General features: G+C 35.3%; 25 protein-coding genes. 17 read left to right on the top strand and 8 right to left on the bottom strand.

What is annotated here, in order from left to right; all coding sequences use genetic code 11:
- The first annotated feature begins 83 nt into the window (after positions 1-83).
- The 6 genes from WAK64_RS17635 to WAK64_RS17655 all read left to right on the top strand — a co-directional run bounded on the left by WAK64_RS17635 (position 84) and on the right by WAK64_RS17655 (position 5296).
- Complete coding sequence (locus WAK64_RS17635) at positions 84-641, top strand: helix-turn-helix domain-containing protein (RefSeq protein ID WP_336588318.1); 558 nt, start codon at positions 84-86, stop codon at positions 639-641.
- A gap of 226 nt (positions 642-867) precedes the next feature.
- Entirely contained in the window at positions 868-1599 is a 732-nt protein-coding gene (locus tag WAK64_RS17640; RefSeq protein WP_336588319.1) for a hypothetical protein, read from the top strand.
- 432 nt (positions 1600-2031) lie between these two features.
- On the top strand, positions 2032-3027 hold the full coding sequence (locus WAK64_RS17645; protein WP_336588320.1) for an LNS2 domain-containing protein: 996 nt from the start codon (positions 2032-2034) through the stop codon (positions 3025-3027).
- A 124-nt stretch (positions 3028-3151) separates the two neighbouring features.
- Positions 3152-3325 (top strand): hypothetical protein, encoded by a 174-nt coding sequence (locus tag WAK64_RS17650; protein ID WP_336588321.1) that lies wholly within the window; start codon positions 3152-3154, stop codon positions 3323-3325.
- A gap of 445 nt (positions 3326-3770) precedes the next feature.
- Positions 3771-4070 carry a TIGR04104 family putative zinc finger protein gene (locus WAK64_RS22490; protein WP_419465967.1) on the top strand — a complete coding sequence of 100 codons (300 nt, stop codon included), beginning with the start codon at positions 3771-3773 and terminating at the stop codon, positions 4068-4070.
- Between the two features lie 443 nt (positions 4071-4513).
- Positions 4514-5296, top strand: coding sequence for a GNAT family N-acetyltransferase (locus WAK64_RS17655; protein WP_336588322.1), 783 nt, complete (start codon positions 4514-4516; stop codon positions 5294-5296).
- Positions 5297-5441: 145 nt separating this feature from the next.
- On the opposite strand, the gene WAK64_RS17660 is transcribed toward WAK64_RS17655, so the two are convergent.
- Positions 5442-5765, bottom strand: a complete 324-nt coding sequence (locus tag WAK64_RS17660) for a hypothetical protein (protein WP_336588323.1) — start codon at positions 5763-5765, stop codon at positions 5442-5444.
- A 251-nt stretch (positions 5766-6016) separates the two neighbouring features.
- On the opposite strand from WAK64_RS17660, the gene WAK64_RS17665 reads away from it, so the two are divergent.
- The 3 genes from WAK64_RS17665 to WAK64_RS17675 all read left to right on the top strand — a co-directional run bounded on the left by WAK64_RS17665 (position 6017) and on the right by WAK64_RS17675 (position 9373).
- On the top strand, positions 6017-6220 hold the full coding sequence (locus WAK64_RS17665) for a DUF6501 family protein (protein WP_336588324.1): 204 nt from the start codon (positions 6017-6019) through the stop codon (positions 6218-6220).
- Between the two features lie 249 nt (positions 6221-6469).
- A complete protein-coding gene (locus WAK64_RS17670; RefSeq protein ID WP_336588325.1) occupies positions 6470-7423 on the top strand; it encodes an NAD(P)-dependent alcohol dehydrogenase in 954 nt (317 codons plus the stop codon).
- A gap of 762 nt (positions 7424-8185) precedes the next feature.
- Positions 8186-9373: an MFS transporter gene (locus tag WAK64_RS17675; RefSeq protein ID WP_336588326.1), complete on the top strand. Its 1188-nt coding sequence runs from the start codon at positions 8186-8188 to the stop codon at positions 9371-9373.
- 412 nt (positions 9374-9785) lie between these two features.
- On the opposite strand, the gene WAK64_RS17680 is transcribed toward WAK64_RS17675, so the two are convergent.
- The gene (locus WAK64_RS17680; RefSeq protein WP_336588327.1) at positions 9786-10013 is read right to left on the bottom strand and encodes a YfzA family protein; all 228 of its coding nucleotides are present in this window, start codon (positions 10011-10013) and stop codon (positions 9786-9788) included.
- A 484-nt stretch (positions 10014-10497) separates the two neighbouring features.
- Between WAK64_RS17680 and WAK64_RS17685 the strand changes: the two genes are divergently transcribed.
- The 3 genes from WAK64_RS17685 to WAK64_RS17695 all read left to right on the top strand — a co-directional run bounded on the left by WAK64_RS17685 (position 10498) and on the right by WAK64_RS17695 (position 14996).
- Positions 10498-11379: an ATP-binding protein gene (locus WAK64_RS17685; RefSeq protein WP_336588328.1), complete on the top strand. Its 882-nt coding sequence runs from the start codon at positions 10498-10500 to the stop codon at positions 11377-11379.
- A gap of 10 nt (positions 11380-11389) precedes the next feature.
- A complete protein-coding gene (locus WAK64_RS17690) occupies positions 11390-13300 on the top strand; it encodes a vWA domain-containing protein (RefSeq protein ID WP_336588329.1) in 1911 nt (636 codons plus the stop codon).
- 118 nt (positions 13301-13418) lie between these two features.
- Positions 13419-14996, top strand: coding sequence for a cation:proton antiporter (locus WAK64_RS17695; protein ID WP_336588391.1), 1578 nt, complete (start codon positions 13419-13421; stop codon positions 14994-14996).
- Between the two features lie 30 nt (positions 14997-15026).
- Here the strand turns inward: WAK64_RS17695 and yidC are convergent, their stop codons facing one another.
- Together yidC and WAK64_RS17705 are read right to left on the bottom strand one after the other, a co-directional pair.
- Entirely contained in the window at positions 15027-15788 is a 762-nt protein-coding gene (gene yidC / locus WAK64_RS17700) for a membrane protein insertase YidC (RefSeq protein ID WP_336588330.1), read from the bottom strand.
- Positions 15789-15825: 37 nt separating this feature from the next.
- Complete coding sequence (locus WAK64_RS17705; RefSeq protein ID WP_336588331.1) at positions 15826-16107, bottom strand: hypothetical protein; 282 nt, start codon at positions 16105-16107, stop codon at positions 15826-15828.
- A 128-nt stretch (positions 16108-16235) separates the two neighbouring features.
- On the opposite strand from WAK64_RS17705, the gene WAK64_RS17710 reads away from it, so the two are divergent.
- From WAK64_RS17710 to WAK64_RS17720, 3 genes are read left to right on the top strand one after another with little or no spacing between them, the layout of a single operon-like run.
- Positions 16236-16607, top strand: a complete 372-nt coding sequence (locus WAK64_RS17710) for a fluoride efflux transporter FluC (protein ID WP_336588332.1) — start codon at positions 16236-16238, stop codon at positions 16605-16607.
- 2 nt (positions 16608-16609) lie between these two features.
- Positions 16610-16951, top strand: a complete 342-nt coding sequence (locus WAK64_RS17715) for a fluoride efflux transporter FluC (RefSeq protein ID WP_336588333.1) — start codon at positions 16610-16612, stop codon at positions 16949-16951.
- Positions 16952-16977: 26 nt separating this feature from the next.
- Positions 16978-17304 carry a DUF1033 family protein gene (locus WAK64_RS17720; protein WP_336588334.1) on the top strand — a complete coding sequence of 109 codons (327 nt, stop codon included), beginning with the start codon at positions 16978-16980 and terminating at the stop codon, positions 17302-17304.
- 89 nt (positions 17305-17393) lie between these two features.
- Here WAK64_RS17720 and WAK64_RS17725 read toward each other — a convergent pair whose 3' ends face one another.
- The 3 genes from WAK64_RS17725 to WAK64_RS17735 are packed head-to-tail and all read right to left on the bottom strand — an operon-like array spanning position 17394 to position 21191.
- Complete coding sequence (locus WAK64_RS17725; protein ID WP_336588335.1) at positions 17394-18554, bottom strand: Ger(x)C family spore germination protein; 1161 nt, start codon at positions 18552-18554, stop codon at positions 17394-17396.
- 8 nt (positions 18555-18562) lie between these two features.
- Complete coding sequence (locus tag WAK64_RS17730) at positions 18563-19660, bottom strand: GerAB/ArcD/ProY family transporter (protein WP_336588336.1); 1098 nt, start codon at positions 19658-19660, stop codon at positions 18563-18565.
- A 13-nt stretch (positions 19661-19673) separates the two neighbouring features.
- Complete coding sequence (locus WAK64_RS17735; RefSeq protein WP_336588337.1) at positions 19674-21191, bottom strand: spore germination protein; 1518 nt, start codon at positions 21189-21191, stop codon at positions 19674-19676.
- 312 nt (positions 21192-21503) lie between these two features.
- Here WAK64_RS17735 and cspD point away from each other — a divergent pair, with 312 nt between their 5' ends.
- Both cspD and WAK64_RS17745 read left to right on the top strand, forming a co-directional pair.
- The gene (cspD, locus tag WAK64_RS17740; RefSeq protein ID WP_336588338.1) at positions 21504-21704 is read left to right on the top strand and encodes a cold-shock protein CspD; all 201 of its coding nucleotides are present in this window, start codon (positions 21504-21506) and stop codon (positions 21702-21704) included.
- Positions 21705-21786: 82 nt separating this feature from the next.
- On the top strand, positions 21787-21987 hold the full coding sequence (locus WAK64_RS17745) for a cold-inducible protein YdjO-related protein (RefSeq protein ID WP_336588339.1): 201 nt from the start codon (positions 21787-21789) through the stop codon (positions 21985-21987).
- A 123-nt stretch (positions 21988-22110) separates the two neighbouring features.
- Here the strand turns inward: WAK64_RS17745 and WAK64_RS17750 are convergent, their stop codons facing one another.
- Positions 22111-23595 (bottom strand): aldehyde dehydrogenase family protein, encoded by a 1485-nt coding sequence (locus WAK64_RS17750; RefSeq protein WP_336588340.1) that lies wholly within the window; start codon positions 23593-23595, stop codon positions 22111-22113.
- Positions 23596-23631 lie beyond the last annotated feature (36 nt).

Here is a 23631-nt window from a genome sequence, read left to right on the forward strand (position 1 = left end):
TGTTTGTTATACTGTACATTTGTTTAATATATTAGATAATTGTATGGTATAATAAACATAAAAAGGAGTCAAGATATTTATTTATGGATTCAATTCAAAAAGTAATCTCTGACAATCTTGTAAATATAAGAAAAAAACGAGGGTTAAGTTTGGACAAAATGGCTGAATTAACCGGTGTCAGCAAAGCCATGCTTGCTCAAATAGAGAAAGGTAAGACGAACCCAACTGTTTCAACTCTTTGGAAAATTGCAAATGGATTGCAAATATCTTTTTCTGTGTTTATGAAAGAACCGGAAAAGCAAAAAGTGGAAAAGATATCGTTAGATCAAATTGTTCCAATCAATGATGACAATGATAATTATCTTGTTTATCCTATCTATCCTTATCATCCTGAAAAGAAATTCGAAATCTACACAGTGAAGTTAAAACCGGGATATAGCCATTTATCTGAAAAGCATTTAGGTGAAGAGTATGTACTTGTACAAAATGGGGAATTGACACTAGAAGTACAAGGTGAAACATTTGTATTAACTAATCATGACTCTCTAAAATTTATAGCCAATAGTGAACATAGCTATATCAATGATTCAGATGAACTAGTGAGCTTTTATTTAGTAATGTATTATCCTAATCAAGATTAGCCGAATACATACTTTACTCACCCTGAAATTTAAGATACAATTTATGTAAAATGAGGGAACTTAGCGTATTCCACTTAATAAGGTATTCTTTTACAAAAATGATTTATGCTCTCTAGGCATATTACAATAAAAAATGATTAAAACCATTGTGATTTTCAAGTATCGGAATTTACTAGCTATAATTTATTTTAATCACTATATTCCAGTATAATTAACAGGGGGAGTTATGAAAGAACTATATATATTGCTAACGGATACCGGTACTACACTTAATAGAACAATTAAACTAGTCACAAATGCTCCATATAATCATGCATCCATTTCCTTAGACGAAAAATTAAATCATGTATTTAGTTTTGGCCGTAAACAACCAATTAACCCTCTATATGGTGGATTTATACAAGAGGACTTTGTTGATGGGACATTCAGTTGGTACCCAGATACAACCTGTGCCATTTATAAATTATCTGTAAGTGAACGAGAATATGAAAAAGTTTTTCAACTGATTTCTGAGTTTGAAAAGCATAAACACTCGTACCGTTACAATTTCTTTGGGTTATTTGGAGTTCCACTAAATTATCCAATAGAAATACCTTTTTCCTATTTTTGTTCACAGTTTGTAGCAGATTTATTAAAGCAAAGTGGTATCAAGCTCTTTAATAAACGGAGTTCCCTAGTTTCACCAGATGATTTTAGAAAGATTAATAGACTAGAACTTATATATGAAGGTAGAATATATGATTATCCTGCTTTGCAAATAGAGTATAAGCCAAGAGAATACGATCGTTTTCCATTTCGGAAATATATTGTACAACAATTGAAATCTGTCATAGTAGACGAGAATAAAAATGACGAAAGGGAGTACTTTTTTCGAGATGGATTTATTAAGCCGAAAAAAATAATGTTCGACAGAAAAATGAAAACGATTACTACCTTGCTAAGAAAAGTGGATCAATAATAAAGGTTATTCATACAAAAAAGGGGATTCTCAGAGCTGAAATTTTAATTTATGAGTTATCCCCTTTTAGAAGATGGACTGTGAAAAATTAGTACAAGTAGTATGTATATTAAATAAACTAAACCCTCCTAATCTCATCTCGCTCTTTTTCCCTTATTTATCCAAAACCATTTTAATTATATTGTCTTACTCTTCAAGCCTCTCTACAAATTTCATTTCTGAAGGCATTGTCATACTCATCCTCAGTTAAACAGGGCATTCGTATTGCCATCCCTTGTTGATGATGAGAAGGTATGTTAATGTGGTAATACATAATGAAAATTCTGAAAAATCATAAAAGTTTTACAAATTAATAAAAGGAAATTAACGTTTATTTGAGACTATTAAGTAGAGTAACAGCCATATCAATATTTAATGAAGGGAACTGATCATGTGAAGAAACTCTTGTTTATTTTAATTCTACCCGTTTTTATTGTTCTATCATCAAATGAGGCAGTGAATGCTAATGAAAGTTCAAGTGATTTATATCATAATTTAGTGACAGATACCTTCCCTGCAGTAGAAAAAGAGGGATTTACTAATTTTTTTAATGAATATTTTTTATCTACCCATACACCCCATCATAATGGTTATGATCAAATATATAACGCAGAGGATTCTCAAATAATTGAAGGGAAGTTCCAGTATGGGGATATACGAAAAGATTTAGAAGAGGAATGGGTTTCTATCTATTTATGGTCATTTTCGGAAGACACTCCCTCTTGGGAAAAAATTGGCAGACAAAAAACAGACACGGATGGTCGAATATCTTTTCCTATGAATGAAGAGAAGAAATTAGGGAAGGGATTACATTTAATTAGATTGCATGTCGAAGGGGATTCAACGTTTACTAATATGTATATTCAAGTAATCAATCGAAATGAGAGATTTGTTGTGTTTGACATTGATGGAACGTTAACGACGAATGACTTCGAATCTTTTAAAGAATATGCCGATGAGTATTTTTTTGAGGCATACCGAGCAGATATGTATGAAGCTGCAAATAGAGTAGTAGAACATTATGACTCCGAAGGGTACAATATTATCTACTTAACCGCTCGACCTTATTGGCTATCCTCTACATCTCAAAAATGGTTAATTGATCACGATTTTCCATTTGGAAGCTTACATACATATTCAGGGTCTTTTCCAGCAGAAGATGCGGCTACATATAAAGCAGAATACTTATCAAAGGTGATCAATGCAGGAGGAATAATCGACTTTGCTTACGGGAACGCATTGACGGATATTGAAGCATATAAGCGAATTGGCTTGTCTCAAAATCAAGTGTTTATCATTGGTGAAAATGCAGGTGTCAACGGTACGACAACGGTAGATAACTATGTAGACCATGTGGAAGCCCTTAACAACGTTCCTATTAGCTTCTAGAAATTATTTGTATAGAGCTTGTTATAGATGTCTACAAATATTTTTTATCTTTCTATTAAGTCTTAGGACTTCAGCTTAAAGAAAAATAAAGAAAGTACTATAGTTAAGATAAGAAGGGAACTCTTTGACATATGTCTCTGAAGGTTATTACATTATTTCATCTTTAGAAAGACCAGATTATATGGATGAAGAAGTTATTCCAAATTCCATATTTTCAGCTAGTGAATGCATTAGCAATATTCACCCTTCATTTTGGCACGTTTCGCTCCTATCTATGTATTGGGCTGGTACTCAATAAAAATGGTTTTATCCCAACACTTGAAGATGAGAAATTTTAGCGTTTATATAGTAGGGCAATATTTATATATTCCAGTAAAAAAAGCATTGGACTTAGCCAATGCTTTTTTCTTTAATTTATATTGTGATTAGCTATAAGAAATCGTACGTCTATTCCCATCATAGTAATGTTGTTTGTATTCAATATGGAACGGGTTAGATTCTATGTTATAGGAGGATATATTAACTAAACTAATCTGCTTTGTTATGTAATGAAACGCCAACAAACTACAAAGAGTTCGCTAAAACAATTTCACAATAGAATATGAGGTGTTTTATAATGTATGCTAAAATATAATTATACAAAATACTTTTATTCAACAAACGGGCAGCATTAATGGAATAAAAGTATTTTGATGTAACAAGACATACAAATAAATTTGGATATTTTGTAATAGTCCGACAAGGTGGGATTTGCTTTGCAAAAATGCGAGAACTGTAACAGACAATTTAGTTGGGGTAAAATTTATAATTCGGTTTGGTCATCGTATAAACCTATTGAATGTGATAACTGTAATAAAGAGCATAGTATAACAACTTCCGGTAAAGTCATAGCATTATCTTTAACGATTTTACCTTTGTTAATATTTGCCTTTGTCCTTTCACCCTTCAGTAATTCTTTTTTAAATATTAGTGCAGGACTCATTGTATTGTTTATTGGGTCTTTGTTTACACCATATTTAGTAAAATACGAATGGAAGAAGTAAATAAAAACCACCAAAGGTTGTTAACTTCAACAATCGCACAACCCGGTGTATTCGAAACAGAATAGATGTTTGGTTAAAACAAGTATCATCAATACATATTATGTTTGAAAAGGCCATTTCTAGTCGTCTAGTAATAGTTATAAGGAAAGAGGAAAAGGGCGAGAATATATGAGCCTATTGTCCTATCCAGTTCACTCTGACCAATTGGCCAAATCGACATCATCAGTAGAGTGATGGAGAGGCAATCGGTCAATAAAACATAGTTGAAGAATGATATAACGAATGGTGTTCATGTATCTAAAGCAAGGAAGTATTTCAATGTAAAATACATGCCCATTATGAAGCATCAGCCCTTTCACTTATTTACTTTTGACTTCAAGTGGAATACTTCTGTTGGGAAAAAGCGAGCGACAGTTAGATGACAAAAGAGGGAGCTGTCAATTATGATGCTACAAGAAATCAACAATCGTATTGAAGGGGTTCAATGGGATTATGAACCAGAGTATGTGCCGTCATATATTGAGACAATCGAAGAAGAAGAGTTAAACGCTACTAAAAACCCATTGAATCAGCATGAAAATAGCAATAAAGTAGTCAAAATGGTTATTCGTTCTAAACAGGATTGGGAGGAAAAATTCGCTAAAGTAGAAGCCTTTTATGGGTCTATTCCCTTTTCATTATGGCTATATCAGGAATCAAACAACTATTTTGCGCCCTTTTTAAGTGAAAGGGGCTTTAAAAAAACAGATGAGTATGAGGGATTAAGTTACACACTCTGTCCTCAGTCCTATCATTCAAACTTTCAATTAAAAGAGGTGGAGACAGAAGAAGATATTCAGCACCTTGTCGAAGTCACTTCAGTTATTTGGGGTTATAAGAATGATATTAAAGAGAAGGTGTTACAAGAAAGGAAGAATTATCTTTCGCTCCCGTTCAGGAAAGGGGGCTACGTGCTGGCCTATAACAACGAAGGAATTCCTGTTGGTTATGGAGCTTATCGTGTCAGCTCCGATTTACAATCCATCTACTTTACAGGAAGTGGTGTTCACCCTTCTTATCGAAAGCAGGGAGTATACAATAGTTTAGTCTATTACCGACTGAACAAGGCTTTTCATGCTGGAGTTAAATATGCTACTTGCCAAGCAAGAATAGGGCATTCATCGCCAATCTTACAAAAACTAGGATTTAAAAAATATTCACATTATGAAAGATGGATAAAAGGGTAAGAGATTGAAAAGGGAATTTCGGTAATTCGAACGAGTAAGAAAATAACTGAAGAGGGAAATAAGCAATCGTCGTTAGTGGACTGTTCACCATGATATTTCCTCGAAAAAGATAAAATACGCTAATTGCTCAAGGCTAAGAATGCAATTAGCGTATTTCGTCGATAAGGGGGATGTATGCTCCAAATATTCCAAGCACTTTCACAGTAAAGGAAGTACCATCATCTTTTTCATACGTCTTATCAATTGTATGGAAGATTAAGTATCCTTTTTCAATATAGGAGCCTGTTTCAATATATGTTACACTTCGGCTACTCTCACTAGTCTGAGAGCAAGTAAATGATTCGCAGTGAATATCGTGTTGGTCCTCAAGCCACGAATAAAAGTCTGCTTCATTGGGTTGTGTCATAATCATGAAAATAGTGATACTTACTAACAAAACGAATAGAAGGATTCGTTTAATCTGACTCATTCCTCCCGTAGTTAAAATTCTTTTCAATAATACCATAAAGCTTATTATAGTTGTTAAATAATTGTAATGGAATACGAAAATATTCCCTATTTATCGAATTCCGTAACAGTAAGGTTAAAGTTCAACCTCTTTGTAGGTAATGCAGTAGGATTATAAAGTGGAATGGATGGATCACAATCTTCTATTGATTCATGATTTTGAGAGGATTATACTAGACATATCGAATGATAATGGAAAAGGAGTTAATCAAAATGTTACATCTTAATTGGCAAGAAAAATCAACAGTAAAAACAGTTAAATGTGTACATACCAATGCAAAAAAATATATGGTCAACAATATGTTAACGGTTGGGAAAACATATGATGTTAAAAACGAGACCGAGGAGTATTTCTTTGTAATAGATAACGCTGGAAAAGTTTCTGGTTTTTATAAAGATTATTTCCAAGAAGTATAAGAATACAAAAAGAGAAAGGTCAGGCAAAGGATGATTTGCCTGATCTTTTTTATGTAATGGACAATTTTCTCTAAAGGCCGATTAATCTATTAAAACGGATACGAGCCTATGCCACATTTTCACCCTTAATCAGTCAATTATGAAGAAGGAATATAAGCATATGTCTGCGAATAGGTTAAATAGTTGATAAATATATTTCTGTTAAGTCCCAGCTTTTTATGAGTTTGATAATGATAAAGGAGGAAACTTATGAAAGCGGTTATTTGCACAAAATATGGGCCACCAGAAGTCCTTCAGCTTAACGAAGTGGAAAAGCCCGTTCCAAAAGACAATGAAGTTCTAGTAAAAATACACGCAACAGCTGTTACTGCAAGTGATTGTGTAATCAGAGGCTTTAAAATGCCAGGAAATCCTAGTTTCCCTAAAAAACAAATAATGCAACTAATGATGAGATTATTTATAGGTATCTCAAAACCGAGAAATCCTATAATCGGGCTTGTATTTTCTGGAGCTGTTGAAGCAGTAGGCAAGGATATAAAGCAATATAAAAAAGGTGATGAAGTATATGGTTTTACGGGTAATAGCCGTGGAGCCTATGCAGAATACAAATGCGTTTCGGCGAAAGAAATAGCTCAAGGGGAACTGGTCCATAAACCGAGCAATATAAGTTATGAAGAAGCGACTGCGGTTGTTTATGGTGGAGTTCTGGCAATTCACTTTATGAAAGGCAGTAAGATTCAAAGTGGACAAAAAGTACTGATATATGGAGCTTCAGGTGCAATAGGAACAATTGCTATACAACTGGCAAAACATAAAGGGGCTAAGGTCACTGCGATATGTAGTTCCTCCAATGAGGAGTTGGTCCAATCTCTAGGGGCTGATAAAGTGATAGATTACACTAAAGCGGACTCCGTAAACCATTTAGAAATCTATGATTTTATCCTTGATGCTGTTGGAGAAAATAAAAGCTCAGAACTAAAAAAACAATCTAAAAAAGCTCTAAGTCAGACAGGGAAATACGTGTCAGTCGATGATAGCCTTCTAAAGATACATCCTGAATATCTTATTAAACTCAACGATTTAATTGGAGCAGGTCATGTTAAGGCGATCATAGATAGGAATTACCCCTTAGAAGAGATTGTTGAAGCTCATGAATATGTAGACAAGGGACATAAGAAGGGAAATGTTGTTATATCTATATAATTCTAGCCTCCGGATAAAAACGATTTATCTTATTTGGTTGAAATCTGTGCTTCTTAGAGAGAATGATATAGTACAGTGTTATTGAGATAGGAAGGACAAAATGATGGGGGCAGGATGTGGCAATACTTTAGCTTCTGTGATTCCCATGTGTACGGAGTCTTCAAAATTATGGATACTAATCGTCTGTCTCAAAAATGTAGATTGACTGCAATGATATTGTTAAGAGAAACATGGCTATTATATAGGGGTGCTCATTAGTTAGGTGTCTGTGTTAAGGACGCTTGAACATCTACTTAAACGAATCATCTATAATTCAGATGAATCCGCTTGGAGCAAATTAGGTACCAAGTCATTTGAAGTTATATCTGCAATTAACAACTGAAAAACGGAGAAGGAATCAAAGAGTAGTGCAAAAATCAACAACGATTGTTGTTGATTTTTGCACTACTAAACTTTTAATCGTTTATTCCTATTCTGAACAATTTCAAACGGACAAATATCGTATTCTATAAAGGCTAATTTTTAACAAATCTCCTATTTGAAGGATTAAGGAAAAGCTGCAATGAAAAAATAAATAATATTTTAGAAAAACATATACATAAACTTACAATTGAAGTATAATTTGGACATATAAAAGATGGATTTAGCTACAGTTATTGTATACTCCTTCCTCTACAAGCAGTGGTAGAAGGTGTCCGTAGCTCTATTGCTTATGAAAGGGCATCGATTCATCGATGCCCTTTATCCTTTGAGGTGTTATGGATGAAATCTAACAAACATTTTTTACGAATATGGTTATATTCTTTTGTATCTAATTTCTCATTATTATATACACCTATCATTTTTCTTTTCTTTGAAGCAAAAGGTGTTAATATAGCTCAAATAGGTATTTTGTTTGGAATTGGTTCATTGGTTACCATTTTAACAGAAGTTCCTATAGGCGTATTTTCTGATAATTATTCAAGAAAATTAAGTGTCCTATTAGGAGGAATATCAACCATTATAGGGCTAGTAATCTATATAACAGGTTATGGTTTCTTTTCTATGGCGATCGCGATGAGTATGATTTCATTAGGAATAGCTTTTAAATCAGGCGCAACAGAATCTATACTGCTCACTTCAATAGATAATCAAGATAATTTCTTCCAAATTAACAATTATGCTAGATATATTGCTACAGCCTTGAGCGCTACGGTTATAGGCTTACTATATACTATTGATAGTGAGCTTCCATTCTTAATAGCAATCGCATGTGAAGCAATCATTCTTATGTTAGTTTTGACGGTTCCTAATAAGAGAAAGAATCAATCTAGTAGTCACAATACATCGAATGGACAAACTAAAATAACCTTAAATACTGTTACACAATTTATGAAAGTAAACCTATTCATATGCATTGTCCTTTTTACTTCATGTTTTTTTATTCCTCAGTTTATCGTTTTTTTTCCAGAGTATTTAAATGTACAACGGATTCCGATAGAACTTTTTGGAGTAATTTATTTTGTTATGAATATAATCCCTCTTGTTGGCTCCGTCATTTATCAAAAAAAATTGAAGACAATGGACCCAGAGGTTTTGATTATATGGAGTTTATTATTTTTTGCCTGTGGGATGCTGCTTATGGGTATTATTAAAAATGTAATAATTGGATTAGTAATCTATGGATTATTAAGAGTAATAATCGGGTGGTTTTGGTTAATATTTTCCATATACTTCAATGATTTATCTAACGATCATAATAAAGCTACAATTCTTTCAATTAAGGGAATGATTATGAACGTTGCATTTATTTTGAGCGATCCATTGATTGGTATTTTAATATTCCAATTAGACATATTCTATTCTTACCTTTTCACAAGTATTTTTATCTTTATCATTGTTATATCATTATCAGTCAAATTATTACATGAGAAGAGAAGGAGTAAACATAATGTTTACTTTGAAAGATGAATCAGAAAATGGGCAGGTAGGAGATCATCATCATTATGGTGATGATGAATGCCCCAATGACTAAGTAATGTACTAATTCTGCACTGGAATAGTAGCCTTTTCGTTATAATATTCAGATTAACCTTGTGTAAGGTGGAATATCGTTAATGGCTGATGCAGCCTTCAGTGGAAGACAAAAAATACTGTTAAAGTAGCCCGTATGCTTGCCCCATCGTTAGATGAAAAAAGAAAGACACTGCCCTCTATCGTACTTATGTAATCTTTCTATTTATAAGACAGATAAATTGTTAAAGCCGCACCGTTAGAAAATTCTAGTAAAATCATTATCCTTTTCTTTCTTTTTTAGTAAGCTATTTGATACTATATCCCATACTGAAACAGTATAGCAATAACATGTACTGTCATGAACATATTAAAAAAAGGATAGGAATAGGGGGTAATCCACTCCGTGAATAGTGCAGACTCCAGAATCCAGAATCCATCTCCCGATTTTGGCAATTACGTCACTATCATTTATATTCGGTTTTAGGATATTGCCATCAACGACAATAAAAATCAATTGGACAATTAAAAATAACCCTATGGTGATCATCCAACGTTTTGCTAGATTAGTATTAGGTGCTTTTCCTGTGTTTGCCATTTTATCCCTTTCTTTATTAAATTTCATCAATTTCCAGTTGTTTCAATCGCCGTAGGACATTCTCCTAGTATTATTAAATGAGTCTCTCCCCAATGAATTCTAACAAATCAAAATTATTCCGCCCTACTGATACATCACAAAATATTAAAATACCAATTACTTTTGTAATAATGTGATTCAGATATTATTACAAAAGTAATTGGATAATTATAACAATAATAATTACTCTTGATAATTATATAATCTAATTCTTAACAATTCCCACCCCTTTTTATAAAAAATAATCAATATCAACAAAATGCGCTTATCTTAATTAGTCATAATCAATGATATTACTATATTTAATGGAAAGTGATATATTATTGTTTCTTTAAAAACTAACATTAAAGAAATGATCTCGTTTAATAGTATACAATCTTTGCGAAATCAGCCTTTTTCATTGTAAAATGAGGGGACATGTTAAGAGAAAGAAAGGAATGGCATAATGGACCAACTTCGACATCAACTTCCATCTGAAGTTCAACATATGATTAATGAAAGAAAAGAACGTTTCATTGATAGTCAGCAAGAATTAATTGGAAAGGGTGGGTATACTGCAGCAGATTCAGCCATTATTGAAGATTGCTTGATTGCACTTAGCTTAGGGAAAAATGTTCTATTAAAAGGACCAACAGGTGCTGGAAAAACCAAACTTGCTGAGACAATTTCAGCTATATTTCAGCAGCCGATGCATAGTGTCAATTGTTCTGTAGACCTTGATGCAGAAGCACTTCTCGGCTTTAAAACACTGCAACAACAAAATGGGGAAACCGTGATTGGATTTACACCGGGACCAGTCATTCAAGCCATGAAATCTGGTCACCTCCTATATATTGATGAAATAAATATGGCAAAACCGGAAACTTTGCCAATATTAAATGGCGTGCTTGATTACCGAAGAATGATTACCAACCCCTTTACGAGTGAAGTCATTTCTGCTCAACCTAGCTTTGGAGTAGTGGCAGCTATTAACGAAGGGTATGTCGGAACAGTACCACTGAATGAAGCCTTAAAAAATCGATTTGTCGTGATTGAAGTTCCTTATATTCAAGGTGACGTCCTTTTTTCTGTCTTACAGGAACAATCAAAACTTAAAAATGAAGACTTACTTGGTCAATTTGTTCAGCTTTCCTTTGATTTGAATACACAAGTGAAAAATGGACAGGTATCAGAGGAAGCAGCATCAATTCGCGCTTTATTGGATGCAAGCGATTTGGCCGTCTATCTACCTCCTCTTCGTGCCATCCAACGTGGAATCATTGACAAACTTGAAGATGAACGCGAAAGGGCAGCTATTTTTAATATCGCACAAACGATATTTGGATAAGGATGATTTTATGCATCGGTTTATACAATTTAATGATGAAACAATCAATTCTTTTTTAGTAATGGAATTAATCGATTTAGCTAAAACACTTACAAGAAATAAAGAGATGGATGTTCAATATGGGCCACATTCTTATTTAGATGAGAAAAATGATGTTATTTTTGTTAGTCACTTTTGGGATCACCGTCCGTATGAGGAAGAGGTGAATGGATTAAAAAGCGATATCTACCTTCGTAGCCTTGGAAGCTACCAACATAGTGATACATTGGAAGTGGTCAATTATATTAAAAAAATAAGGAAAACGACGATTCCGAGTTTCGCGAAACAACTGTTCATATTAGGAGAAGATATTCGACTTGAACAGCTATGTGTGAAAGAGCGGAAAGGAACAAGGAAGGCATTCAACATTCGTCGAGAGATTTATCGAAAATATTTTGAAACTCAGCTAAACGTTAACCTAGTAAAAAGCGTTCATACGGATGCTCTTTTTAATGCTCTTTTTTTACAGATGAGCGCAGAAACGGTCGTGGACACGCCACCTATCACCGAGGCGATTGACCTTGCGATGCCATTTATTCGCCGGGAGCTTCAAGCATTATACGAAACAGATTCGACAAAATCCGTCATTAAGCATTGCTTAACGATTGTTGATGTATTGGATGAAATAGTTGAAAAGGATATGCTAAATGAGTATTTTCATTTACCAGAGAATGTTTATGCTGCGGAAGATACAAGTTTAACCTTTGATGATTTAAAACGGAAAGATAAACTAAAAAACGATGATCAAATTGACTCAAAGGAAAACAGTAACCTCTTTGAAGAAAAAATGGAAATGTGGCATCGGGAAACGGACGAGGCAGGACAGACTTTTTTACAGTTTGATATTGAGCAAGGTTCTCAAACAAATTTACTAGGCGAAGGAGTTCGCGAGGGCGATGAAGGGGATCAAGCGTTAGGTGCGGTTCAAGGTTCTTCTCAACAAACAAACCAGAACCAATATGATCAGCTAGAGGCTAGGCAGAGTGAGCGGGAAGAAAAGGAAGGAGCCAACTCTTCTGATTATGGGAAAGAAAATAAACATGCTTACCCGATTTTTCTTACAGGAAAATCTGTGTTATACGAACAAATAAAAACGTATCAAGAACAAAAGGCACAGATTACAAGTTATCAAAAAAAATTGCAAAAAATGATTGAAAAAACATTGGAACATAAGATGATTCAGCCAAGATCAGACTTGCATGTCGGTCGCTTAAGCAAACAGCTTCTACCTTATTTTACAGATGAAAACCCTCGTCTTTTTTATAAAAAAAATAACCCTTCAACAGAAATCGATGCTGTGTTTTCGTTACTTGTTGATTGTTCTGCAAGTATGTATGACAAAATGGAGGAAACGAAGCGTGGTATTACTCTATTTCATGAAGCGTTAAAATCCGTCAAGGTTCCTCATGAGATTGTTGGTTTTTGGGAAGATACAAATGCAGCGACAGAAGTAAATCAGCCTAACTACTTTCAAGATGTGATTACGTTTGCTACATCGCTTAAACGTAGTAGTGGTCCAGAAATAATGCAATTAGAGCCTCAGGAAGATAACCGTGATGGCCTGGCGATTCGTGTGATGACAGAAAGACTATTGTCTCGATTTGAAAAACAAAAATTTCTACTTGTTTTTTCGGATGGTGAGCCTGCTGCAATGGGTTATGAGCAAAATGGGATTATCGATACCCATAAAGCGGTGTTAGAAGCACGTAAGCAAGGTATCGAAGTCCTAAATGTGTTTCTAGCAAACGGTGAGATTGATGAAGGACAAAAAATTACAATTCAAAATATCTATGGTCGTTATAGCATTCTTGTGTCAAATGTAGAGGAACTGCCAGATGTATTGTTCCCGCTATTACGAAAACTACTTTATAAAAGCATTTAATACTCAAAATCCAGCTATTTTACAATAGCTGGATTTTTGTTTGGAAAATTTTGATGTTATTACAAAAAAACGGTATTCTAAAGTGGAAGGGAAATTTCCGATTGAAGGGGTGGAAACCATGCATGAACTGGACTTGCATCATATTTTTGAATTAGGACTTATTTTAGTTATGCTTGCCGCAGGAATTACCGCTATTGCAAAAAAAGTTAACCAACCGTACCCGATTGCTCTCGTAATCGTCGGTGCATTAATTGGGTTATTGAATATTCCTGTTTTAGAACCACTGAAGCTGTTTATAACGGAAGGGGAAGTGTTCAATTTTGTCATTATCACTCTATTTCTACCCGCTTTGTTAGGAGAAGCAGCTTTAAAATTACCATTTGCTCATTTGAGAGAAAATAAAGGTCCTATTATTTCGTTAGCATTTGGTGGGACGTTATTATCGTTTTTAATTATTGGATTTTCGAGCTATTATTTATTTGATTTCTCGATTCCTGCAGCTTTTGTTTTTGCTGCGTTAATGAGTGCAACCGACCCTGTTAGTGTGCTGTCCATCTTTAAAAGTGTTGGAGTTCAAAAGCGTTTAGCGGTTGTCATTGAAGGGGAGTCATTGTTTAATGATGGGCTTGCTGTCGTATTGTTTAATATTTCTGCTTTTTACTTGTTATCGTATATGGATGCAGGGTGGATCGGCTTTGGAAGTGGCATGTTCGAATTTCTACGTGTTGTTTCACTTGGACTGATTATCGGTGGTTCGTTAGGGTATGGGTTTTCTATTTTAATAAAGCATTTTGATGATTACCCTCTAGAGATTATCTTTTCAATTCTATTATTTTACGGCTCTTTTTTAATAGCAGAGAGTGTTCATGGTTCAGGTGTCATTGCGGTTGTAGTTGCTGCTTTAATTTTTGGGAATTATGGTGGTAAGGTTGGCATGAGCCCAACAACAAAGCTGAATATTAATAATTTCTGGGATGTAGCGGCCCTATTAGCCAATTCGCTTGTCTTTTTAATGGTAGGTTTGGAAATCACGAGAATTGATGTAACGAGTAAATGGGGGCTGATCTTTGCATCCATTATTTTAGTGCTTATCGCCCGGAGTATTGCTGTATATACGAGTCTTTCATTCATTAAAAATTTTCCGATTAAATGGAAGCATGTTTTAAACTGGGGTGGACTTAAAGGCTCCTTATCGATTGCTTTAGTGTTAAGTTTGCCTAGGGACTTTGAAGGAAGAGAAGATATTTTAATTTTAGCCTTCTCTGTTGTATTATTTTCATTAGTTTTTCAAGGTTTAACAATCAAACCGTTAATTGGGCTATTAAGGATTAAGCATTCAGAGGAAGGAGAAGAGGAGTTTCAATCTCATATTGCTAAATTGCATCGCTATGAAGCAGCAATTCGTGAAATTAAAAAAACGAAAGAAAGATTATACATTGCGGAGCCTGTTGCCCAAGAATTAATCCATCGCTACGAAGCAGAGTTAGATAAGGTGAAGCTTGACCTAGAGGCATTGTATAAGAGGGAGCCTCATTTAAAGGGTTCTCAGTTAGCTGCCTTAAAGAAGGTATCATTATACGCGGAACACGATGTGGTTGACCAGCTATTAAAAGAAGAAATCATCTCCAATACAACAGCAGAAAGGGAGCATAGTTCAATTACAAATGATATCGTCAAGGTAGAAGATCATACGTAAAAGAGGAGCAAAATCGCTCCTCTTTTACAATTAATCAACAGCTTTCTCTGGGTGTTCTTGATAATATTTTTTACTAATAAGTGTTTGAATAATTAAAAACAAACCACCAACCGTCCAATAAAGAGGTAATGCAGAAGGTGCAGTTAAGGAAAAAACAAAAATCAATATAGGTGATAAGTAACTAATGAATTTCATTTGCTTTAATTGCTCTGATGAAATACCAATTAAAGATACTTTTGCCTGTGCGAAGTAAATGATCCCTGCAATAATGGCTATAGGAATATCGGTTTGCCCTAAGTTGAACCAAAGAAACGTATGCGAAGCAATTTCCTCTGATCCAATAATGGCATAATATAGTCCAAGTAATATAGGCATTTGAATAAGAATGGGTAAACAGCCCATATTTAAGGGGTTTACACCATGCTTTTGATACAGTTGCATCATTTCTTGCTGTAATTTCCTTTGCTCTTCCGTATCCTTTGTTGCTTTCAGCTTCTCCTGAATGGCTTTCATTTCAGGTTTTAGTTTTTCCATTTTCACTTTCATCGCTTGTTGATTTTTATACGTTTTGAGCATAAAAGGCATTAATATTAACCGAATCAACAATGTAATAATAATAATTGCTAGACCGAAATTGCCGCCTAAAAACGTACCAATCTCATGAAGCGCCGTGGCGAAAGGTGATACAAAGATTTTGTAAAAGAACCCATCTTGGTTTTGAGCAGCTTGACAACCTGAAAGCAAAAATAAAGATGAAAATGCTATAATGAAATAAGTTAATTGTTTTTTCAATGTAATCCTCCTAGGTTTCTTAATAATGTTAAATGGTTTATATTAAGAAACAAAGAGGACCATCGTCTTTTGACATGGCTTTAAGGCGAATACTTCTCCGAATCCAGCTTGTAGGTGAGTTTGCAACATTTTTATTTGTTGTAGCTTGCAAGATTTTACTATGGTCAAGCTTTGATTCATCGGAAAGTTTAGGAACATCATAATGGCATGGACGAACTTGAAGCAATCCATATGTGATCGAGAGAAATGTTGTAAGCACAATACTCGCATAAAAAGAATAGAGAAGTAAATCAGGTGTTGCTTCTAATAAGTATTGCATAACAAAAGCATTACTCCTTTGAAATGGTTAATAATTCAAGTATAACCATTAACCATATTCAAATCAATAATAAATGAATAAATCATTATAATAATATATTATTAATTAAGAGATTTAGGAGTAGTAAGATGGTCTATATATATCTGTTTTTCGGTGGCGCAATTGGGAGTATAGTAAGATATTATGTAAGTGTTGTAGGGAATGGAGGGGAGTATCCACTTGGCACACTCGCTGTAAATTTACTTGGTTCATTCCTTCTTGGTTATCTTCTTACTATTTTTCCAAAATATAAAAAGATTGACCCGGCGATTATAAAGGGGATATCGACAGGAGCGATTGGCTCGTTTACAACCTTTTCAGCGCTAAGCGTTGAGCTGGCAAATTTGATGCTGGAAAGAGACTATTTAATGCTGTTTTCCTATTTATTCGGATCCATGATAGGTGGAATTGTATTTGCTTATCTTGGCTATAGATTGGCTAGCATAGTAGGGGGAAGGTAAAAATGGACATTTTCTGGATTGGACTTGGTGGTGGGGTAGGTGCTCTTGCTAGGTATATTATTGGAAAAGCCTTTAACTCTTCCTCTATTCCGTGGGGAACATTCATTGTGAATGTTCTTGGATCTTTTCTATTAGGTTTGATGGTGGGAGTGAACATAGATAATCGAAGCTATGCCTTCTTAGGAATTGGTATTCTCGGTGGATTTACCACCTTTTCAACCTTTCATGTCGAGCTTTTAACGATATGGAAGGATCAAAAAAAAAGTGCCATATTCTATTTGTTCTTAACCTATATAACAGGAATTTGTTCGGCAATAGTAGGTCTTTGGATTACGGCTTCGTAATATGATGAAAGAAAGGTGATAGGCTGATGTCAGTGTGGCACGTGTATGAAACTCGAGGAGAATATGAACCGTGGTGGTTTTTTGAAGGATGGGAATCATCAATATCGAAAGAAAGTACGTTTATTAGTAAAGAGAATGCAATGGATTATTTCATTCAGAGGATAGAAGCACTAAAACGTCACAATCCAAACGTTAAAGCGAAATCCTATAGCACTATTGCTTTTTGGAAAAAGGAAGAGAAAATTTTTTGTGAGGCTTGTGATGAAGACTTGCAATTGTATACAGGCCTCATTTTAATGTATGGAGATAAGGTATATAAATGGAATGATGAAGAAGTAAAGCCTGTTCTTTAAGTTTCCTTATATCATGGATTATCTCTCTAACGCTTAAATCAGAGAATTGACAAGAAAAAAGGGACGTACCGTCCCTTTTTTCATACAGATTAATCAATGACACCTGTTCGAATAATTTCGGCTGTAACTTTAACATTAAATTTTGAGTTTCCATACATGTTTCTCCATTCTTCCTTCGTTAAATCACTTTTCGCAAAAGCGCGATAATACCTTCCGAAACCGACAGGATCCGTTTTTAATTCTTGTAAATCCTTTAATGTCCGCTCAACTTCCTTTTTGATTTTTTTCTCAATCGTTTTGGAAAGTGCTTTGATTACTTCAGGCTTCCCAAGGTCCATTGCTTTGGACATCTCAATAATTCGCACGTTCAGATCGATTTCTAAATCAAATTTCGGTTGGGAAGGATTAGTATCTGTTAGCTTTACATCCTTACTTGTTGAGATATTATTGACGGTAATGTAAAAGTTCATCTCGTCTTCTTCGATTGTCGTATCCTCGCGTTGTTCATAAGTGAAATACTTTTCTAGTTTTTCTTTCTCGATTTGTATTTCTAACGATCCTTTTCGGTAATCGGTGTCTAATAAGTTAAAATAAAACAAATCATGCAAAGGTAATTTCCCGACAAGATGATCATCATGAAACACGGCAACAGATCGAATCCCGATATTTCCATCTATTATTTCAAATATAGGGAGAATGGGATCAATTCCTACATCTAACAGCTTCGTCGTAAAGGTGTGAAGGGTAGGGTCGCTTACTAATTCGAGATCGATATTTTGCTGTATTAAATTATATAAATAGGTCCCCATATTACCTTGAATTTCCTCACTTTGAAATTTCAATATTTCAGATGCAGGAGGATCCGTAATCGCTATATATAACATATTTCCGATTGAGGCATCACGAGCCAAGCTATCAACTAAGTGGCTGATGCCACCTTCTGCTAACTCGCTCCCATAAAGAGCAACACGGAGCTGTCCAGACACAAGGCTATTGCTTACTTCTAAGTTTAGTTTCTGTCTCATCCCTTTACTTGTATAAGCTTTTGCTGATATGACTTTTGAAGGGTCTGTCTTTTGAGGGTCAAATTGATTCACGACAAGCGTTCCCTCCATGAAATCATCCTCTGCTACATCATAACCAACAGCCGTAAGTAAACCGATTTTTTCTAAGTAGTTTTTTTGAGTACAACCGTTAAGTATCAGGAGGATGAGAAGGGAAGATAGCCACTTTATCCATTTCTTCTTCATTTTAACTATCACCTCTTCAATAGTTTCTTTTTAACTAGGACAAGCGCAAATAATATGAAAGGGTAGACGGTAATAAGTGCTAGACCAATTTTTCCGGTAATGTCTGAGACGGTATTCAATTCAATTCGACTTGTGATGAGAAAAGTACAACTCCATAAGATAATGCCGAAAATGTAAGAGCCAAGCCTTTGATTAATCTTATAAACACGCTTTAACCCTCTAGTAGCTGCCCAAAAATAGAAGCAAAGATTAGGCAAAATAATGAACATCCAAAAGGAGACAGCGATAAATTCAAAGCGTTCCAAATTTGGGATTCGCACAATTTTAAACATTGATAAGACAGGCCATATCGCTTCACGTAACCCGTTATAAGAGAAAAAGCCAATTGATACAAAGGTGACAATGGTGTAGAGGAATGTCGTAAAGATGACAGCGATAAGTGAATACTTTAAGGTTTTCTTCTTGTCTATTACAAATGGGTACACAAAAAACAGCATCTCAAATCCAATAACAGATAAGCTTGTTTTGATAATTCCTGTTGAAAATTCTTTCATCGAGTGATCCCATATAGGAAAGTAATGTGTCCAAATAATTTCTCTAATAGGAGCATATATGAATGACGTAATCCAGACGGATAAAACAAATGACAAAAAGGCAATCCCTGTTATAACTCTTAAGCCACCCATTACAGCATAGATAGTCAACGTAATTAATAGTCCCATTAACAGCCATGTCGGCATTAACGGAAAGATCCACGCTTGCACCATTTCTGTATAATCCATCGCAATGGTGAAAAAACCTAATAATAGATAACCAATGTAAATGCTATTGAATATGGCCCCAATCCACTTCCCGTAAATATCTCTTTGAATGCCATAAAGGTCAGCTGACTCATATTTTGCTAACGTTAAGTAGATGACTAAAACGGATAGACAGGTGACGAAACCTGAAAGCAAGACAGATATCCAGGCATCTTGCTCCACTTCTAAAAAAATGATTCTAGGTAATCCAACCGCGCCTACACCTGCCTGAACTGTATGAACTATAAACATTACGAGAAATGCGCTAATCATCAGATTCTTTTTTGGATAGACATTAACTTCCATTTAGCAGCACCCTTTATTCATCAATGTCTTTCTTCATTTTTTGTTTCTTTAACGGGATTCGTTGAGAATCACTTGGGTGATTCGTTTCTGGTCTCATAGAGTAGTACTGAGGAGGAGACCGAAATAAACTATATTTCCAATCACGGAGCCTTAGTGGATACACAGGTGACATGTATGGTCTGCCGAGAGTGGTTAAACGGAGTAGGTGAATGAGAATAAAGCAGAAGCAAAACATAATACCAACCCCTCCCCATAGCCCAGCAAGAACAATGATTGGAAAACGTATCAGACGAATGGTTGTCCCCATAATATAACTTGGAGCAGTAAACGACCCAATCGCACTTAAGCCGATAATGATAATTAATATATTACTTGTAAACCCTGCTTGCACAGCTGCTGTTCCAATAACGATACCTCCAACGACTCCGATAGACTGACCGACTTTAATAGGAAGTCTCGCAGCGGCTTCACGTAACATTTCAATGACAAACTCCATAATTAAAGCTTCATACACAGGTGGAAAGGGAACATTGGCTCGTGATTCACCTAATGAATTTAATAAAGCGGAAGGAATTACCTCATAATGGAAGGTAAGAACCGCAACGTAAGCGGGAGTCAGCAATACAGATAAAAAAATGGAAGTAAACCTTAGAAACCTTAAAAATGTTCCCATGTTCCAGCGAACATATATATCTTCAGATGATTCAAAAAAAGAAAGGAATGTAGCAGGCCCAATTATAGCGGTGGGGCTTCGATCGACAAGTAAACCTACTTTCCCATGAATTAAGCTTGTCGTTAAAAGGTCAGGAAGTTCGGTTACTGTAAATTGAGGAAAGATTGATAACGAGTTATCCTCGATTTGTTGGGACAATATTGAGCTATCAATAATCGTATCAACATCCAGTTCTTCAAGACGCTGTTTAAATGTTTTCACATTTTCAATGTCAGCAATATCCGATATATAAACAATATAAACACTTGTTTTCGCTCGTTTTCCGACAATGATCTTCTCCACTTTTAGATTAGGGTCATCGATTCGACCTCTAACCAAATTTAAATTAGCGGATACTTCTTCCGTAAATGAAACCTTCGGTCCGAAAATCGTGGATTCATTTAATGAAATATCGATGGCCCTTGTTGCCCTTTCACCAATTTCAGCTAATATACCAGCCGAATCTCCGTCAACAAAAATATAAACATGACCCCTTACAATATTTTCTGAAATGATCGGGAGTTGGTTAGTAACTGATAATTTAGCAACAGGCAAAGTCTCTCGTAAACATTGGTAAGTTAATTCATCTTGAGAAACACGGTTTAGGTGACGAATAATATGATTATTGAGTGATGAATCTTTGATAAACTCAGAGAGATAGGCCAATAAAACCCTCTTGTTATTTATTTTCATTGTTTTAATAACGAAATCTGAACTATCATGCAAACAGGTCTTTAATTGCTCTATACATTTGTCCATATTAGTAGAATGGGGTTGGGTCTTTTGAGCTGTTTTCTTCTTATTCTTAAAGAACATCATTCCACGCCCTATTTGTATTGGTCTCTTCCTATGTTGTCCTGATTTTTCTTTTTCTACTCAGGATTTATGTTCTGAGAGAAACAAAGAGAGAAGAAAACAGTGTTGTTATTTTGAGCATTGACATTGACTTTCCATCTATATGGTGTATAATGTAATAAAAGCCTATAATTTAGTAGAAATTACCGAAGCAAACCATTCACACATTATAAAGAGTGATCGTTTCTTGAGCGGTACTTTTTATAATATGTGAATTTTTTCATAGATAAAAGGTCGCATATTAATAAATTTCTTTTATTTTTTGGAGGTACACTAATGAAAACAGGTACAGTTAAATGGTTTAACGCAGAAAAAGGTTTCGGTTTCATTGAAGTTGAAGGTGGAAACGACGTATTCGTACATTTCTCTGCTATTACTGGAGACGGTTTCAAAACTTTAGAAGAAGGTCAACAAGTGGAATTCGAAGTTGTTGAAGGAAACCGCGGACCTCAAGCTTCTAACGTTGTGAAGTTATAATTAGCAAACTTTTGAAAGAGGCTACCCATCTATCATATTTGGGTAGCTTTTTGCATAAACACGAATGAAGGGGGCAGTGATCATGGCATTTGGAAAACGTAAAGAAGAAGAAATTATTGAAGAAGAAACAAAAGTTTGGGAGTGTAGTTCAGCGGATTGTAACTGCTGGGTACGTGACAACTTCAAAAGCTCTGACTCACCATCTTGTCCAATTTGTGGAAGTGACATGAAACCTTCCAGCAAAGTGATTCAAGTCGTAGATAATCCTCATCGTAGTTATTAATAAAAAAACGAGAAATCATTTAGATTTCTCGTTTTTTTATGGTTTATATTCTATTGCTCAGATAACAGTGGTGAATGAATCTGAGTTTCATAAAATGCTCTTAATATTTATTTGAGGCTGTTGTTATTTCATACCAATCCAAACACTTTTTACTTCTGTGTAATTGTTGAGTGCGTAGGATCCCATTTCTCGACCGAGCCCGGATTGCTTATACCCTCCGAACGGAGAAGCGGCGTCAAATGCGTTATAGCAATTGACCCAAACGGTACCTGCACGTAATTTCTCAGCAATATAGTGAGCTTTTCGTACATCCTCTGTCCACACTCCAGCAGCTAAACCATACTCTGTCGCATTTGCACGTGTAATGAGCTCATCTAAATCTTCATACGGCATAGCAGAAATAACAGGACCGAATATTTCTTCTTTGGCAATTGTCATGGAATCATTTACATCAGCGAAAATAGTTGGTGATACAAAATAGCCATTTTCAAATGGGTTTTCGCCTCCGGTTAGTAATTCTGCTCCTTCATTTACCCCTTTTTCAATATAGCCAAGCACTCGGTTGTGCTGTTCGGTTGAAACGAGAGGGCCGATTTCGGTATCTCCGTGTAACCCAGCTCCTTGTTTCATCTTTTTCGCATAGGACACCATGTCTGATACAACATTATCGAATTGCTTTTTTTGGATGAAAACACGGGAACCAGCACTACAAACTTGTCCTTGATTAAACATCACACCATTTAATGCCCCTGGGATAGCCCTTTTCAGATCAGCATCAGGTAATACGATATTTGGTGACTTTCCACCCAGTTCTAACGTGATTCGTTTTAATGATTTAGCAGCTCTTTCCATAATCTGTTTTCCGACCTCAGTAGAACCCGTAAAGGCAATTTTATCAACATTTGGATGATCAACTAAAGCTCGTCCAGCTGTTTCACCAAAGCCTGGTACAATATTAATTACACCTGGCGGGAATCCTGCTTCATCAATAAGCTCTGCTAAGTAAAGGGCGGAAAGTGGTGTTTGCTCTGCAGGCTTTAACACGATTGTACATCCCGTGGCTAACGCCGCTCCCATTTTCCACATGGCCATTAGTAGTGGAAAGTTCCAAGGAATGATTTGCCCAACTACACCCACAGCCTCGTGACGAGTATAATTTAAAAACGGTCCATTAACCGGTATCGTTTGACCTGTAATTTTCGTGCACCATCCTGCATAATATCTCATATGCTCAATAGATAGTGGAATATCTGCGTGTGTTGTTTCTCGTATTGGCTTCCCGTTATCAATCGTTTCCAATTGAGCGAGGGCTTCTTTGTTTTCCTCCATCAAATCAGCCAACTTATACATAAGACGACTACGTTTGGCGGCTGACATTTTAGACCAGGCACCTTGATCAAATGCGGCTCTTGCAGCTTTGACGGCAAGATCAATATCTTGTGCATCTGCTTCGAAAACAGTCGCTACGGTTTCGCCAGTAGCGGGATTTGGGGTATCAAATGTTTTTCCACTTTTACTTTCAACAAATTCCCCATTAATGTAAAGCATTTTGCGCCCTTGTAAAAACTTTTCTACTTTTTCATTTACTGAAGTAACAAGATTTGTCATCAAACATCCTCCTTTTATTTAACTGCAAAATAAAAG

This window comes from Bacillus spongiae, assembly GCF_037120725.1.
Classification (GTDB): Bacteria; Bacillota; Bacilli; order Bacillales; family Bacillaceae_K; genus Bacillus_CI; species Bacillus_CI spongiae.